The sequence below is a fragment of the Aliigemmobacter aestuarii genome (assembly GCF_004799285.1).
Classification (GTDB): Bacteria; Pseudomonadota; Alphaproteobacteria; order Rhodobacterales; family Rhodobacteraceae; genus Aliigemmobacter; species Aliigemmobacter aestuarii.
Map to the genome: position 1 here is coordinate 775,199 of NZ_SSND01000001.1, position 13,204 is coordinate 788,402.

General features: G+C 64.9%; 14 protein-coding genes and 1 tRNA gene. 6 read left to right on the forward strand and 9 right to left on the reverse strand.

The genetic code is table 11. The features are described 5' to 3' along the window. Positions 1 to 96: 96 nt before the first annotated feature. The 3 genes from E7811_RS18100 to miaB form a co-directional block, all read right to left on the reverse strand. On the reverse strand, positions 97 to 588 hold the full coding sequence (locus E7811_RS18100) for a hypothetical protein (RefSeq protein WP_211092082.1): 492 nt from the start codon (positions 586 to 588) through the stop codon (positions 97 to 99). A 5-nt stretch (positions 589 to 593) separates the two neighbouring features. Further along, positions 594 to 1,154, reverse strand: a complete 561-nt coding sequence (locus E7811_RS03725; RefSeq protein WP_136393224.1) for an OmpA family protein — start codon at positions 1,152 to 1,154, stop codon at positions 594 to 596. A 195-nt stretch (positions 1,155 to 1,349) separates the two neighbouring features. Continuing rightward, complete coding sequence (miaB, locus tag E7811_RS03730; protein WP_136393225.1) at positions 1,350 to 2,663, reverse strand: tRNA (N6-isopentenyl adenosine(37)-C2)-methylthiotransferase MiaB; 1,314 nt, start codon at positions 2,661 to 2,663, stop codon at positions 1,350 to 1,352. 263 nt (positions 2,664 to 2,926) lie between these two features. Here miaB and E7811_RS03735 point away from each other — a divergent pair, with 263 nt between their 5' ends. Further along, the gene (locus E7811_RS03735) at positions 2,927 to 3,796 is read left to right on the forward strand and encodes a hypothetical protein (RefSeq protein WP_136393226.1); all 870 of its coding nucleotides are present in this window, start codon (positions 2,927 to 2,929) and stop codon (positions 3,794 to 3,796) included. A gap of 114 nt (positions 3,797 to 3,910) precedes the next feature. On the opposite strand, the gene irrA is transcribed toward E7811_RS03735, so the two are convergent. Then, positions 3,911 to 4,330, reverse strand: coding sequence for an iron response transcriptional regulator IrrA (gene irrA, locus E7811_RS03740; RefSeq protein ID WP_136393227.1), 420 nt, complete (start codon positions 4,328 to 4,330; stop codon positions 3,911 to 3,913). Between the two features lie 172 nt (positions 4,331 to 4,502). On the opposite strand from irrA, the gene fabA reads away from it, so the two are divergent. Then, positions 4,503 to 5,012 carry a bifunctional 3-hydroxydecanoyl-ACP dehydratase/trans-2-decenoyl-ACP isomerase gene (gene fabA / locus E7811_RS03745; RefSeq protein WP_136393228.1) on the forward strand — a complete coding sequence of 170 codons (510 nt, stop codon included), beginning with the start codon at positions 4,503 to 4,505 and terminating at the stop codon, positions 5,010 to 5,012. Between the two features lie 113 nt (positions 5,013 to 5,125). Here the strand turns inward: fabA and E7811_RS03750 are convergent, their stop codons facing one another. Next, entirely contained in the window at positions 5,126 to 6,277 is a 1,152-nt protein-coding gene (locus E7811_RS03750; RefSeq protein ID WP_136393229.1) for a hypothetical protein, read from the reverse strand. Between the two features lie 318 nt (positions 6,278 to 6,595). Here E7811_RS03750 and fabB point away from each other — a divergent pair, with 318 nt between their 5' ends. Both fabB and E7811_RS03760 read left to right on the forward strand, forming a co-directional pair. Next, entirely contained in the window at positions 6,596 to 7,825 is a 1,230-nt protein-coding gene (fabB, locus tag E7811_RS03755; RefSeq protein WP_136393230.1) for a beta-ketoacyl-ACP synthase I, read from the forward strand. 10 nt (positions 7,826 to 7,835) lie between these two features. After that, complete coding sequence (locus E7811_RS03760; RefSeq protein WP_136393231.1) at positions 7,836 to 8,624, forward strand: enoyl-ACP reductase FabI; 789 nt, start codon at positions 7,836 to 7,838, stop codon at positions 8,622 to 8,624. A gap of 220 nt (positions 8,625 to 8,844) precedes the next feature. On the opposite strand, the gene E7811_RS03765 is transcribed toward E7811_RS03760, so the two are convergent. From E7811_RS03765 to E7811_RS03775, 3 genes are all read right to left on the reverse strand, one after another. Next, positions 8,845 to 8,918: transfer RNA gene (locus E7811_RS03765), tRNA-Gly, on the reverse strand. Positions 8,919 to 8,963: 45 nt separating this feature from the next. Beyond that, positions 8,964 to 9,629, reverse strand: a complete 666-nt coding sequence (locus E7811_RS03770) for an SOS response-associated peptidase (RefSeq protein WP_136393232.1) — start codon at positions 9,627 to 9,629, stop codon at positions 8,964 to 8,966. Between the two features lie 79 nt (positions 9,630 to 9,708). Beyond that, positions 9,709 to 11,307, reverse strand: coding sequence for a bifunctional metallophosphatase/5'-nucleotidase (locus E7811_RS03775; protein ID WP_136393233.1), 1,599 nt, complete (start codon positions 11,305 to 11,307; stop codon positions 9,709 to 9,711). 197 nt (positions 11,308 to 11,504) lie between these two features. On the opposite strand from E7811_RS03775, the gene E7811_RS03780 reads away from it, so the two are divergent. Next, positions 11,505 to 11,843, forward strand: coding sequence for a DUF952 domain-containing protein (locus E7811_RS03780; RefSeq protein ID WP_136393234.1), 339 nt, complete (start codon positions 11,505 to 11,507; stop codon positions 11,841 to 11,843). After that, positions 11,840 to 12,901, forward strand: a complete 1,062-nt coding sequence (locus E7811_RS03785; RefSeq protein ID WP_136393235.1) for a quinone-dependent dihydroorotate dehydrogenase — start codon at positions 11,840 to 11,842, stop codon at positions 12,899 to 12,901. Before E7811_RS03780 ends, E7811_RS03785 begins: the two co-directional genes overlap by 4 nt. Before the next feature lie 62 nt (positions 12,902 to 12,963). Here E7811_RS03785 and E7811_RS03790 read toward each other — a convergent pair whose 3' ends face one another. After that, positions 12,964 to 13,200 (reverse strand): Lrp/AsnC family transcriptional regulator, encoded by a 237-nt coding sequence (locus E7811_RS03790; protein ID WP_136393236.1) that lies wholly within the window; start codon positions 13,198 to 13,200, stop codon positions 12,964 to 12,966. Positions 13,201 to 13,204 lie beyond the last annotated feature (4 nt).

The window sequence follows — 13,204 nt, forward strand, 5'->3', positions numbered from 1 at the left end:
GTGCAGCTTGTGTGACAATCGGCAGAACGCCACCGGAAACGAAAAAGGCCGCAGCTTTCGCTGCGGCCCTGTCGATCGTTCCTGCGGCGCGGCCCGTCACTGGTTGACCTGGATCACGGCGGCGGAGTTGTCGGTGATCGGGGTGCCGTCGGACAGCACATACTGGGTCTGCACCCGGGTGCCGGGCGGCAGGACGTGGCGATTGACCACGGTGTCGATGCCAGGCCCCGAGACGCGGTCCTGGATGCCTTCGGTTCCGGTCTGGTAGGTCCCCGTGACCGGGTTCGCGATCACCGTTCCCGGCGGGTAACGGTTGTTGCAGACCGGCAGGCCGCTGCGCGGATCGTAGCGCGGCGAGGAATAACCCTCCAGACCATCGTCAATGATCCAGTTCTGGCATCCGTCGGGGTCATAGGCGATGGCCGCGCGGCCAGCCACCAGAACGCCGGTATCGCGCCCCTGGTCCTGTCCGGTGGCAATCACGGAATTCGGGCCGCTGTAGCGTTCGGTTCCCTCGAAGCCCTCGCCCACACAGCCCGCAAGGACCAGCGCCGAGATCAGGCTTGCGCCCAGTTTGATCGCTTTCATTTCCGTCACCACCTGTAACAAACGATTTCGACGCGGCGGTTCTTGGCCATTCCGGCCGCCGTGCCGTTGGAGGCGACGGGGCGGCTTTCGCCAAAGCCCAGCACCCGTTCCACCGGCGCACCGACGGATGCGGCGACATCGGCCACCGCGCGGGCGCGTTCTTCGGACAGTTGCTGGTTGTAGCCCGAGGACGCGCGGGCATCGGTATGGCCGTAGATCGCATAGCCGACCGAGCCGTTGCTCTGGAAGAAGCTTTGCAGCCGCGCGCGGCCCTGGCCCGTCAGCTGGGCACTGTCGGTGGCGAACAGCACATCGGTATTCTCGACCAGGCACGTGTTCTTCTTCAGGCAGACGGGTTTGCCCGTCCGCGGATCGCGCCGCGGCACCATGTAGCCTTCAAGCCCGCCGTCAGCCCACCAGTGCATGCAGCCGTCGTCATCGACCCAAACACCCCACTCGATCTTGCCGACGACCTGCGGACTTCCCTGAGCCATGGCAGCCGTCGCCCCCGCGACAGCCCCCGCAAAGGCCAGCCCCCCCAAGGTCATCCGCACTGCTTTGGACATCCAGCGTTCCACAGCGGCAGCTCCTTTTTGCACTTGTTAAATTGTGGTCTATTTGGGGCAGGATTGCCCCTCGAAAGAGATGAAGTAAAGCAAAATCTATGGGTTGGTGCGGGTCGCGACGACTAACTGTTGCGAAAATGGCCGCTGCGCCAACAAAGGCTGCGGATTGTTGACCTTACGGAAACTGTCGCGTTTTCAGGAAAGACGTTGCCCGGCCAAGGAGTTGGGCGCCGAAGCTGAGATGCGCACGCGGACGAGTTCTCCGACCCGGCCCGCGGTGTCCTCGACATGGACCGCGTGCAGGTGGTCGGACTTGCCCACCATCTGGCCTGGCAGTCGCCCGGCCTTTTCGTAAAGCACCCCGACCTCGCGTCCGACCATCGCGGCCTGAACGCGGCGCTGCTGTTCGGTGATCAGCGCCTGAAGCGCCTGAAGCCGGTCGTCGGCCACCTGCGAATCGACCGGCGCCCGTTCGGCGGCGGGCGTACCGGGACGGGCGGAATACTTGAACGAGAAGGCCGCGCCGAAACCCACCGCGCGGATCAGGTCCATCGTGTCCTCGAAGTCCCGGTCGGTCTCGCCGGGAAAGCCCACGATGAAATCCGACGTCAGAAGGATGTCGGGGCGCGCGGCGCGGATCCGGTCGATCAGCCGCAGATAGCTTTCGGCGGTGTGCTTGCGGTTCATCGCCTTCAGGATCCGGTCGCTGCCCGACTGCACGGGCAGGTGCAGATAGGGCATCAGCGCGGGCACATCGCCATGGGCCGCGATCAGGTCGTCATCCATGTCGTTGGGGTGGCTGGTGGTATAGCGGATGCGGGCCAGGCCATCGATTTCGGCCAGGGCCCGGATCAGGCGCCCCAGGCCCCAGGTGCCGCCCTCCCCCTCGCCGTGGTAGGCGTTGACGTTCTGGCCCAGAAGCGTGATCTCGCGCACGCCACGGCTGACAAGGTCACGCGCCTCGCGCAGGATGCGGTCCACCGGGCGGCTGACCTCGGCCCCGCGGGTATAGGGCACCACGCAGAAGGCGCAGAACTTGTCGCAGCCCTCCTGCACGGTCAGGAAGGCAGAAGGCCCGCGCATCGCCTTGCGTTCGGGCAGGTGGTCGAACTTGTCCTCGGCCGGAAACTCGGTATCGACGGCGCGGCCCTTTGCGCGGATCAGGTCGGGCAGGCGGTGATAGGCCTGCGGGCCGACGACCAGATCGACCATCGGCATCCGGCGGATGATCTCTTCGCCCTCGGCTTGCGCGACGCAGCCCGCCACGCCGATCTTGAGGTCGGGCTTGGCCTGTTTCAGCGGGCGCAGACGCCCCAGATCGGAATAGACCTTTTCGGCCGCCTTCTCGCGGATGTGGCAGGTATTGAGCAGCACCATGTCCGCCTCTTCGGCGGTCTCGGTCGTCACATAGCCCTCGGCCCCAAGGGCCTCGGCCATGCGTTCGCTGTCATAGACGTTCATCTGGCACCCGTAGGTCTTGATGAACAGCTTTTTGGGCGTATCGGACATCGGCGGCCTCTTTCCTGCAGCCCGCTACATAGGCGAAAGCGGGGGTGCAGGCAACGCCGCTCGCCCCGCGCCGGTCGGGGCGATCATGGCGGCGACCGCCTTGAAGGAGCCCTTCGGCCACGGATATCGCTGAACCTGCCCCGCCGATGCCCGGGGGCGACCTTTCCCGCCTGGAACCGATACGGGCAAGACGACTTGCAATGCGCCCGGCTTTGACGGATTTTCGCAGTCGACAGCCGGTCGGACCGGCGACAGGGGCGGTGATGCGTTACGAAGGGTTGCGGGATTTTCTGGCCAAGGGGGGCAAGGCGCTTGCCAAGGGGCCGGTGGCCATCGTGATGGCCGAGGACGATGTCGAGGTCGATACCACGATCCGCCACCACCTGATGCTGGGCTTTCCCGAACTGATCCTTCTGGCCAGCGACGAGATCGCCCTGCCCGCGGATCTGGCCGCCAAGGTCCACCGGGTGAATTACGAGGTGCATCGCGAGGATGCGCTGGTCTCTGCGGTGAACCGGCTGTCCGAAGCCGCACCGGGGATCTGGATGTATTACTGCTTCAACGCGGAATACCTGTTCTTTCCATTCTGCGAGAACCGCACGATCCGCGACCTGCTGACCTTCCACACGGAAGAACGGCGCGACGCGATGCTGAGCTATGTGATCGACCTTTACGCGGGCGACCTGAACCGCCACCCCAATGCCGTGTCGCTGGAAGAGGCGCATCTGGACCGGTCGGGCTATTACGCGCTTGGCCGCAAGGACGAAACGCGGAACTGGGAACCCAAGGAACGGCAACTGGATTTCTTCGGCGGATTGCGCTGGCGGTTCGAGGAACACGTGACCTGGACCAAGCGCAAGATCGACCGCATCTCGATCTTCCGGGCGAAGAAGGGGCTGGTGCTTCGCCCCGACTTCACCTTCAACGATGAGGAATACAACACCTATTCCTGCCCCTGGCACCATAACCTGACAGCTGCGGTCTGTTCCTTCCGCACCGCCAAGGCGCTGAAGACCAACCCCGGCTCGCGGTGGGACATCCATGATTTCCGCTGGCGCAACTCGACCGAGTTCCAGTGGCATTCCCAGCAACTGATGGACCTTGGCCTGATGGAACCGGGGCAGTGGCTTTGATCCCCGGCTGACCCGGCGCGGGGAAATCCACGCTGATCGGGGGGGCGCGGCGCTGGCCGATCACCGGCGCAGGTAAAAAGGTTATCGCCCGTGCGCCGGGCGTGCCCCGGGGCGTCAGGCCCGCTTCAGCCGGATGACGACATCGACCTTGGCCACCTCGGTCCCGGCGGGGGCATCGGGCAGGCGGGCTATTTCAAGCTGGTCGGCGGGTGCGTCGGTCAGCTCGCCGCTGTCTTCCCAGAAGAAATGCGGATGGTCGTCCATCCGGGTGTCGAAATAGCTTTTCGAACCGTCGACGACGACTTCCTGCATCAGCCCCGCATCGCAGAAGGCGCGGAGAGTATTGTAGACGGTGGCAAGGCTCACCCGTTCGTCGGTCTGCATGGAGGCGGCGAAAAGGCTTTCGGCGGTCACATGGCGATCCATCCCGTCGCCCACCAGAAGCGCCGCAAGCGCGACGCGCTGACGCGTGGGCCGCAGCCCCGCGCTGGCCAGCCACCGGGTTCCGAGTTCCGTTGCTGTCGGTGTCGTCATGTCGAAGGCCCTTCGTTAACACCGCAAATATAGAGCCGGCGCCCGCCCAGTTCAACGCCTTTCGCCCCGCAGGCCCCGCCGGTCCCGGAAACGCGGCAGGGACGCGCCCTTGCCAGCCCTTCCCCGCGGGTGATAGAGGAAAGATCAACAATACAAGGGAACCGGGGGAAAGATGGCGGGCTATCCGACAAGCTTCAGCAAGGAAGACCTTTTGAAATGCGCGAGGGGCGAGCTGTTCGGCCCCGGCAACGCGCAGCTTCCTGCGCCGCCGATGCTGATGATGGACCGCATCACCGAAATTTCCGGGGATGGCGGCGAACACGGCAAGGGCCATGTCGTGGCCGAATTCGACATCACCCCGGACCTGTGGTTCTTCGAATGCCATTTCCCGGGCAATCCGATCATGCCGGGGTGCCTCGGGCTTGACGGGCTGTGGCAGCTGACCGGCTTCAACCTGGGCTGGCGCGGCTGGGAAGGCCGCGGCTATGCCCTTGGCGTGGGCGAGGTCAAGCTGACCGGCATGGTCCGCCCCGACCGCAAGATGCTGACTTACCGCGTCGATTTCACCAAGGCGATCCAGACCCGCCGCCTGACCATGGGCGTGGCCAACGGCATCGTCGAGGCCGATGGCGAGGTGATCTATCAGGTCACCGACATGAAGGTCGCGCTGAGCGCGAACTGAGGGGGCCTCGGCCGACCTTGGCGACGACATCGTCGGGATGTTTGCACCGGATGTGGAAATCCGCGTGCCGTTTCCGGCCTCGCTTCGCCATGCCCTCCTGCGCCCCCATTCCCCTAGCTGCGCGAAGAGGTCTTGCGCCAATCCCGGCCGGGATACCTGAGGTGTAATCCGGCATCATCCGAGAAGTCATAGGGTGACCGGACAAGGCCCGGCATCGGGTTTTTGGGCCGATCATCCCCTGCCAGCAGACCGATCGGCGCGGGAAAGGCTGGGATACCTGCCGACCACGTGATCCGGTTCATCATGGCCGCAACAGCCTTGTCATCAAAGGGCCCGTCAAGCATTTCGGCAATCGGCGTGATGCCTTCGGCGTCCGGCACCATGCCGAACCACGTGTAAGAACCCGCGTTATATCGGTTGATGACCGCTTGAAACGCGCTCAGGCGGGCCGTGTCCTTGGTCTTGGCGGCGATCTCGAACAGTTCGTTTGCGACAAAGCCACGAATGAAATCCGATGCGGTCGCACGATCACATTCGGGCTGTTCAAGAATCCAGAAGGCGGCCTCAAGACGTCCCCGGTGATCGATATCGTGGAAATCGGTCGCAATGCCATGCCACAGATACGGGTCCGGATGCGAAAGGCTGCGCAGAAAGGGGATCCAGCCATCTTTCAAAAGATGGTCCATGTTGGTGTTGCCGACCGCGGCCATCCATTCGCTGTAGGCCTGCCGGTCCGATGCGTCCCGACGGCGCAACTCCTCCACCTTTTTGCGCAAGGCGAAGAACGGGGAGGTGTCGGCAACATCGACCAAGAGAGCCTGTCGCCGGTCTTCCGGCCCGGTATCCAATGCGTAGCTGAGCAAGAGAAACAGGCTTTGAAGCTCGGCATCCGTTTGGGTGCCGGTCTTGCGCGCCGCCTTCCATTCTGTCGAAAGACGGCTGATTTCCTGCGCGATGGCATAGATCTCTGTGCCCTGTGCGTTCGGATGTGTTTTCGCGGCCATCAGGGCGTTGGCAACAGCCAGCCGCATCGAGGTGGCCTGTGCCTTGGTCAGGCCCGGGGTGCCGGGCTTCATCAACCCGGTTCCGGCTTTTGCCCGCTCCCGACGGCGTAACACGAACAGAACAACCGTCACCGGGGACAAGGCCGCAAACGCGACCCGAGCAAAGCCAGTCGTCAAAGTATCGGATGGGATCGCAAGCAAGCCTGACAACGCCAGCGCAATCAGACTGACACCAAAAAGCACGTCAAACAGTCTTTGCATTTCGGGCTTTTCTTTACCTTCGGATGATCAGACATCCGCAACACATACTCCACAACCATCGCATGTGATCGAGAACTTCGTCAGAAATTGGGCCGTCGGGGAAAAGCCCGGCCCGCGATGGGGCGACATGGGCGAGGCAGAACCGTTTCGTGGCCCCGTGACACGACCGGCGGCAGGTCTGGGGGCGGAAGGCCGGACCCGGAAGAGGACCATCCCCGCCTGCCCGGGAAGCTGGCCCCGGGATCACCCCTCCCCCTTCCCGCTTGCCCCTTCGCGCGGGCTGCCCTACACAGGCGAAAGAAGGAAAGGGAGGCCCCCATGCGTCGTGTCGTCATCACCGGGATCGGCATCATTTCGTCTATCGGCAACAACGCCGCCGAGGTCGAAGCGTCTTTGCGGACGGGGAAATCCGGCATCGTCTTTGCCCCCGAATACGCCGAACACGGCTTCCGCAGCCAGATCCACGGCATGCCGCAGATCGTGCTGGAGGACCACATCGACAAGCGCGACCTGCGCTTCATGGGGCCGGGGGCGGCCTACAATTTCCTGGCCATGCAGCAAGCCATCGCCGACAGCGGGCTTGAGGACGGCGACATCTCGAACCCGCGCACCGGGCTGATCATGGGCTCGGGCGGGCCATCGACCTCGAACTTCTTCCAGGCGCATCAGATCGTGATCGAAAAGGGCGCGCCGAAACGGATGGGGCCCTTCATGGTGACGCGCTGCATGTCGTCCACCAATTCGGCCTGCCTTGCCACGCCGTTCCGGATCAAGGGCGTGAACTATTCGATCACCTCGGCCTGCTCGACCAGCGCGCATTGCATCGGCAATGGCACCGAGCTGATCCAGATGGGCAAGCAGGACATCGTCTTTGCCGGCGGCGGCGAGGAACTGGACTGGACGCTGTCGTGCCTCTTCGACGCGATGGGGGCGATGTCGTCGAAATACAACGACACGCCCGCGACCGCGAGCCGCGCCTTCGACGCCACCCGCGACGGGTTCGTGATCGCGGGCGGCGGCGGGGTCGTCGTTCTGGAGGAACTGAACCACGCGCTGGCGCGCGGCGCCAAGATCTATGCCGAGGTGACGGGCTATGGCGCCACCTCTGACGGCCATGACATGGTCGCCCCCTCGGGCGAGGGTGGCGAACGGTCGATGCGGCTGGCGCTGTCCACCCTGCCCGAGGGCCGCAAGATCAGCTACATCAACGCACATGGCACCTCGACGCCTGCGGGCGACGTGACCGAAGTGAAGGCGATCCGCCGCGTCTTCGGCGAGGATGCCGTGCCGCCGATCTCGTCCACCAAGTCGCTGACCGGCCACAGCCTGGGTGCTACGGGCGTGCACGAGGCGATCTATTCGCTGTTGATGTTGCAGGGGGGCTTCATCACGGCCTCGGCCAACGTCACCCAACTCGACCCGGAGTTGAAACCCGAAGAGATTGCGACAACCTACCGCGACGGTGTCGCGATGGATTCGGTCCTGTCCAACAGCTTCGGCTTTGGCGGGACAAACGCCACGCTGGTGATGAGCAGATACAACGAGTGAGGTCGGGTCCATGGCGGATTTGATGAAGGGGAAGCGGGGCCTGATCATGGGCGTCGCGAACGAACGGTCGATTGCCTGGGGCATCGCCAGCGCGATGGCCACGGAAGGTGCGGAACTGGCGTTTTCCTACCAGGGCGAGGCCTTCGGAAGCCGCGTGCGCCCGCTGGCCGCATCGGTCGGATCGGATTTCCTTGTCGATGTCGACGTGACCGATGACGCAAGCCTTGATGCCTGCTTTGCCGCGCTGAAGGACCGCTGGGGGACGATGGATTTCCTCGTCCATGCGATCGCCTATTCCGACAAGAACGAACTGACCGGCCGGTTCATCAACACCAGCCGGGCGAATTTCAAGAATTCGCTGACGATCTCGTGCTTTTCCTTCATCGACGTGAGCCGCCGCGCATCCGAACTGATGCCGGAGGGGGGCAGCCTGATCACGCTGACCTTCCAGGGATCGAACCGCGTCACGCCGAACTACAACGTGATGGGCGTGGCCAAGGCGGCGCTGGAAAGCTCGGTCCGCTATCTGGCGAACGATCTGGGTCCGCAAGGCGTGCGGGTGAACGCAATCAGCCCCGGCCCGATGAAGACGCTGGCAGGCGCGGCGATCGGCGGCGCGCGCGCCACCTTCCGCCATACCGAGGCGAACGCGCCCCTGCGCAAGAACGCCACGCTGGAAACCGTGGGGGGAACGGCTGTGTGGCTTGCGTCGGACTATGGCGCGCTGACCACGGGCGAGGTGGTGCGCGTCGATGGCGGCTTCCACATCCTCGGCATGCCGCAGCAGGACAATCTCTGATCTGATTGCGCGCCTTCGGCGCATGTCTCTTGCCTCGCCTGCGCGGCATGTGCCGCTTGGCTCAGGGTTTCGGGTATTTGGATCAGGTTGAAACGGCGGCCGTTTCGGTCCCGGGAAGGCCGCCCGTAGCTGGCGATGGATCCTTTGCGGCTGTCAGAGCCGGGCATCGGGACCGGGTTGAACAGACCGTTGTGAATACCGAGGATTTTTCGGGAAATTCTGGAGCGGGTAGCGGGAATCGAACCCGCCCCATCAGCTTGGAAGGCTGAGGCGCTACCACTACACCATACCCGCCGCTCTGGCGTCTGTTTATCATCCGGGGCGCGGGGGTCAAGCCGTTCAGGCGGGGATCGGTTCAATCAGATCGGGGCCCTGGGCGCGGTTCGAATTGACCTTCGGATCGACGCGATGCGCCGTCAGGACACCGGGATGCGAGGGCGTCATCAGGACCGCCGCGCCATGCCCGGCCTCGCCCAGCCAGAGCGGCCATTCGGCGGGGCCAAGGATCACGGGCTGGCGGTGATGGATGCGGGCCATTTCCGGGCCGGCATCGGTCGTGACCATGGCGCAGGCATCGAGAGGGCCGCCCTCGCCGTCCCAGCGTTGCCAGAGCCCGGCGAAGGCCATCGGCGCGCCATCGCTGCGGGTGATGTACCAGGGCAGGCGGGCGCCGCCTTCGCCTTCGGCCCATTCGTAGAATCCGCTGGCCGGGATCAGGCAGCGGCGCTGGCGGATCGCCTCGCGGAAGGCGGGCTTTGTCGCCACAGTGTCGGACCGGGCGTTGATGATCAGCGGGCCGTCGGTCACGGACTTGTACCAGTGCGGCAGGAACCCCCATCGCATCGCCCGAAGGCGCCGCGTGCCGCCGTCGGAGGTGACAACGGCAACCGGATTGGTGGGGCAGATGTTGTAGCGCGGAACCGGTGGCAGGTCATTGCCCGGCACCGCACCGAAGAGCCGCGCCATCGCCTCGTCCGGGTGGGTCATGGTGAAGCGTCCGCACATGGGCCGAGACTAGGCCGGGCACCGAGGGCGGGCAAGGGTTCCGCCCGCGCCAGGGCGGGCGGGCGGAACCGGGGGCGTGTCACTTGCGGGTGATGCGGCCGTCCAGCGCGGGCGTATAGGCGCCCATCTTCGCCATGAATTCGGCGGTCACATCGGCCAGATCCGGGCCGTAATCATAGGCGTTCCTGGCATCCCGGAACATCCGGTAGCCGTCGCCGCCGCCGCGCACATAGTTGTTGGAGACAAGGCCGTATTCCTTCGCGGGGTCCAGCGCGACCCAGTTGCCGCCTTCGTTGACCATCACGTCGGACACGCGGCTGCCCGCGGGTTGGGCGGGATCGAAGGTGTATTTCAGCCCGGCGACCTGCGGGAAGCGGCCGGCGCCTTCCTCGACCTGGCTCACGCCGTTTTCCAGGGCGGCCAGAACGACATCGCCGGTGACGGTGAAGGTGGACAGAGTGTTCTGGAACGGCAGCACCGTCAGCACCTCGCCCATCGTCACCGGGCCTGCGTCGATCGAGGCGCGCAGGCCACCACCATTGGCGATCGCAATCGTCACGCCCTGATCCTTCACCCGGTCCAGCATCGCATCGGCCACGAGGTTGCCCATCGTGCATTCGATCTGGCGGCAGTTGTCGCGGTTGCCGTCGATCTCGGCCGCGGCTTCGGCGACGACGCGGGCCTTCAGCTCTTCGATCGGGCCGGCCAGTTCCTTGACCCGCGCCTCGATTTCCGGATCGGGGGTGACGGAGGCATCCAGCAGGATCGTGTTGCCCCCGGCATAGACGAGGTTGCCCGCGTCATCGAAGGTCAGTTCGGCATGGCCGAGATATTTGGAATAGGCATAGGCCTGCACCACCGGCACCATAGAGCCATCCTCGCGGCTGACCCAGGTCGGATAGGCGCCCGCGCGCTTGGGATCGGTGGAGGAAAGGTAGGTGTGCGAATGGCCACCGACGATCAGGTCGATCCCCGGCACGGCTGCGGCGATTTCCTGGTCGCGGGAGATGCCCACATGGGTCAGCGCGATGATCTTGGTCACACCTTCAGCTTCGAGCGTGGCCACGTCGGCCTTGAGGCTTTCGATGTCGTCCTGGAAGATCACCGCCTCGCCGGGGCTGGAGGTTTCGGGCGTGTCGGTGGCGAGCGCCGAGATGATGCCGATCTTCTCGCCGCCGACCTCAAGCACGACATGGTTCTGCACCTTGCCCGCCAGCACGTTGGACTGGCTGACGTCGATATTGCCCGAGATCACCGGGAAACTGACCTTTTCGAGGAAGGCCGAAAAACCATCGGGGCCGTCGTCGAATTCGTGGTTGCCCACGGCCATGACGTCAAAGCCGATCTTTTCCATCATCTCGGCTTCGACGGCGCCCTTGTAGGTCGTGTACATCAGGCTGCCCTGGAACTGGTCGCCCGCGTCGAGGACGACGACGTTCTGGCCCGCGGCCCTCAGGCCGTCGCGCAATTCGTTGATCTTGGTCGCCAGACGGGCGGCGCCGCCGAAACATTCGTTCTTTTCGGCCTCTTCGGCCGAGCAGGTGGAATCGAAGCGGTTGACGGCCTCGATCCGGCTGTGAAAGTCGTTGATGTGCAGCACGTGAAGCGTGTAGTCGGCCTGTGCCACTCCGGTCGTCAAGGCCAGAACGGCCCCCGAAAGAAGAAGACGGGACATCATTGGAAATACTCCCTTGTTGGTTGATCGCTTCACTTTGCGGCGACGGGCGCGGTCTGTCAAAGCCCGTCTTGGCGCTGACGTAGCGTCCGGCGATGACGATCCAATGACATGGCACCATGACGGGGACGGATCGGGAAAGCGGGGCCGTCCGACGCTTGCCCATTGACCGCGCGGGTCCGCCCGTGCATGGAAAGCCCATGCTGATCTTCAAGATTTTCCGACGCTCCGAATGGGATGCCTTCCGCGCCGCAGGCGAGACGCCGGGCGCACCGGTCGATCTGGCGGACGGATTCATCCATTTCTCGACCGCAAGCCAGGTGGTCGAGACCGCCGCGCGCCACTTCGCCGGGCAAAGCGACCTGGTGCTGGTGGCCTTCGAGGCCGACCGCATGGGCGAGGCGCTGAAATGGGAACCCTCACGCGGGGGGGCCCTTTTTCCCCATCTCTACCGCAAGCTGCACCTGTCCGAGGTGGTCTGGGACAAGTCCCTGCCGCTTGGCGCGACGGGCCACATCTTTCCCGAGGGGCTTCTGTGAACCTGATCGAACGCGCGGGCCTTGGCCTTCTGCACCGGATCGACCCGGAACGGGCGCATGGCCTGTCGCTGAAGGCGCTGACGCTGGGTCTTGTTCCGCTGCCGGGCGTCGTCACCTCGGCGCGGCTGGCGACACGGGTGGCGGGCCTTGACCTGCCCAATCCGGTCGGCCTTGCAGCGGGGTTCGACAAGAACGCGGTCGCCATCGGCCCCCTGATGCGCGCGGGCTTTGGCTTCATCGAGGTGGGTGCCGCCACACCGCGCCCACAGCCCGGCAATCCGCAGCCGCGCCTGTTCCGGCTGGCCGAGGATCGGGCGGCGATCAACCGCTTCGGGTTCAACAACGAAGGTGCCGCCGCGATCAGCGCCCGGCTGGCGTTGCGGCCGAAGGGCCCGGTGCCTGTCGGCCTGAACCTTGGGGCGAACAAGGATTCCGCCGACCGTGCGGCCGATTTCGCCGCCGTTCTGGCCGCTTGCGGGCCGCATGTGGATTTCGCGACGGTCAACGTATCGTCCCCCAACACCGAGAAACTCCGCGATCTTCAGGGGCGCGCGGCGCTTGCGGCACTTTTGGCGGGCGTGATGGAAACCCGCGCCACGCTGGCCCGGCCGATCCCGGTGTTCCTCAAGATCGCGCCCGACCTGACCGAGGCCGATCTGGCCGATGTGGCCGAGGTCGCGCTGGCGTCGGGTGTCGATGCGGTAATCGCCACCAACACCACCCTGTCGCGCGAGGGGTTGAAAAGCACCCATCGCGATCAGGCGGGCGGGCTTTCGGGGGCGCCCCTGTTCGAAAGATCGACCCGCGTTCTGGCGCGGCTGTCGGTCCTGACCGAGGGGCGGCTGCCGCTGATCGGCGTGGGCGGCATCTCGACCCCGGATCAGGCGTTCCAGAAGATCCGCGCCGGGGCAAGCGCCGTGCAGCTTTACACTGCGATGGTCTATGAAGGGATCGGCCTTGCCGCCCGCATCGCCCACGGGCTGGACAGCCTGCTGGAACGGAACGGATTTGCGAATGTGGCCGATGCAGTCGGCACCGGCCGGGCGGACTGGCTCTGACTTGAACCTGTTCCCATGGGGGCTCCGTCGGGCCTGGCCCCTGGCCCTTCCAGTCGGCCGCCTCAAAACGCCTTGAAGGTCATCGTCGTCAAGGTGCGCTGGATGCCCGGAATGTCGAACAGCCGTTCCGACAGGTAATGGCCCACGTCGGCCTCGTCGGGGATATAGACCTTGGCGATCAGGTCGAATTCGCCGCTGGTCGAGTACAGCTCGCTGACCACTTCACGATCCCAGATGGCATTGGCCACGGCATAAGTCTGGCCGGGTGTGCAGCGGAACTGGACGAAGACGCAGGTCATGGGG

Bases quoted from the DNA above. Each gene is read 5' to 3' on its own strand.
- miaB (WP_136393225.1), bottom strand. From the start codon at position 2,663: ATGTCCGATACGCCCAAAAAGCTGTTCATCAAGACCTACGGGTGCCAG.
- E7811_RS03770 (WP_136393232.1), bottom strand. From the start codon at position 9,629: ATGTGCGGACGCTTCACCATGACCCACCCGGACGAGGCGATGGCGCGG.
- fabA (WP_136393228.1), top strand. From the start codon at position 4,503: ATGGCGGGCTATCCGACAAGCTTCAGCAAGGAAGACCTTTTGAAATGC.
- E7811_RS03790 (WP_136393236.1), bottom strand. From the start codon at position 13,200: ATGACCTGCGTCTTCGTCCAGTTCCGCTGCACACCCGGCCAGACTTAT.
- E7811_RS03780 (WP_136393234.1), top strand. From the start codon at position 11,505: ATGCTGATCTTCAAGATTTTCCGACGCTCCGAATGGGATGCCTTCCGC.
- irrA (WP_136393227.1), bottom strand. From the start codon at position 4,330: ATGACGACACCGACAGCAACGGAACTCGGAACCCGGTGGCTGGCCAGC.
- E7811_RS03725 (WP_136393224.1), bottom strand. From the start codon at position 1,154: ATGTCCAAAGCAGTGCGGATGACCTTGGGGGGGCTGGCCTTTGCGGGG.
- E7811_RS18100 (WP_211092082.1), bottom strand. From the start codon at position 588: ATGAAAGCGATCAAACTGGGCGCAAGCCTGATCTCGGCGCTGGTCCTT.
- E7811_RS03750 (WP_136393229.1), bottom strand. From the start codon at position 6,277: ATGCAAAGACTGTTTGACGTGCTTTTTGGTGTCAGTCTGATTGCGCTG.
- E7811_RS03775 (WP_136393233.1), bottom strand. From the start codon at position 11,307: ATGATGTCCCGTCTTCTTCTTTCGGGGGCCGTTCTGGCCTTGACGACC.
- fabB (WP_136393230.1), top strand. From the start codon at position 6,596: ATGCGTCGTGTCGTCATCACCGGGATCGGCATCATTTCGTCTATCGGC.
- E7811_RS03735 (WP_136393226.1), top strand. From the start codon at position 2,927: ATGCGTTACGAAGGGTTGCGGGATTTTCTGGCCAAGGGGGGCAAGGCG.
- E7811_RS03760 (WP_136393231.1), top strand. From the start codon at position 7,836: ATGGCGGATTTGATGAAGGGGAAGCGGGGCCTGATCATGGGCGTCGCG.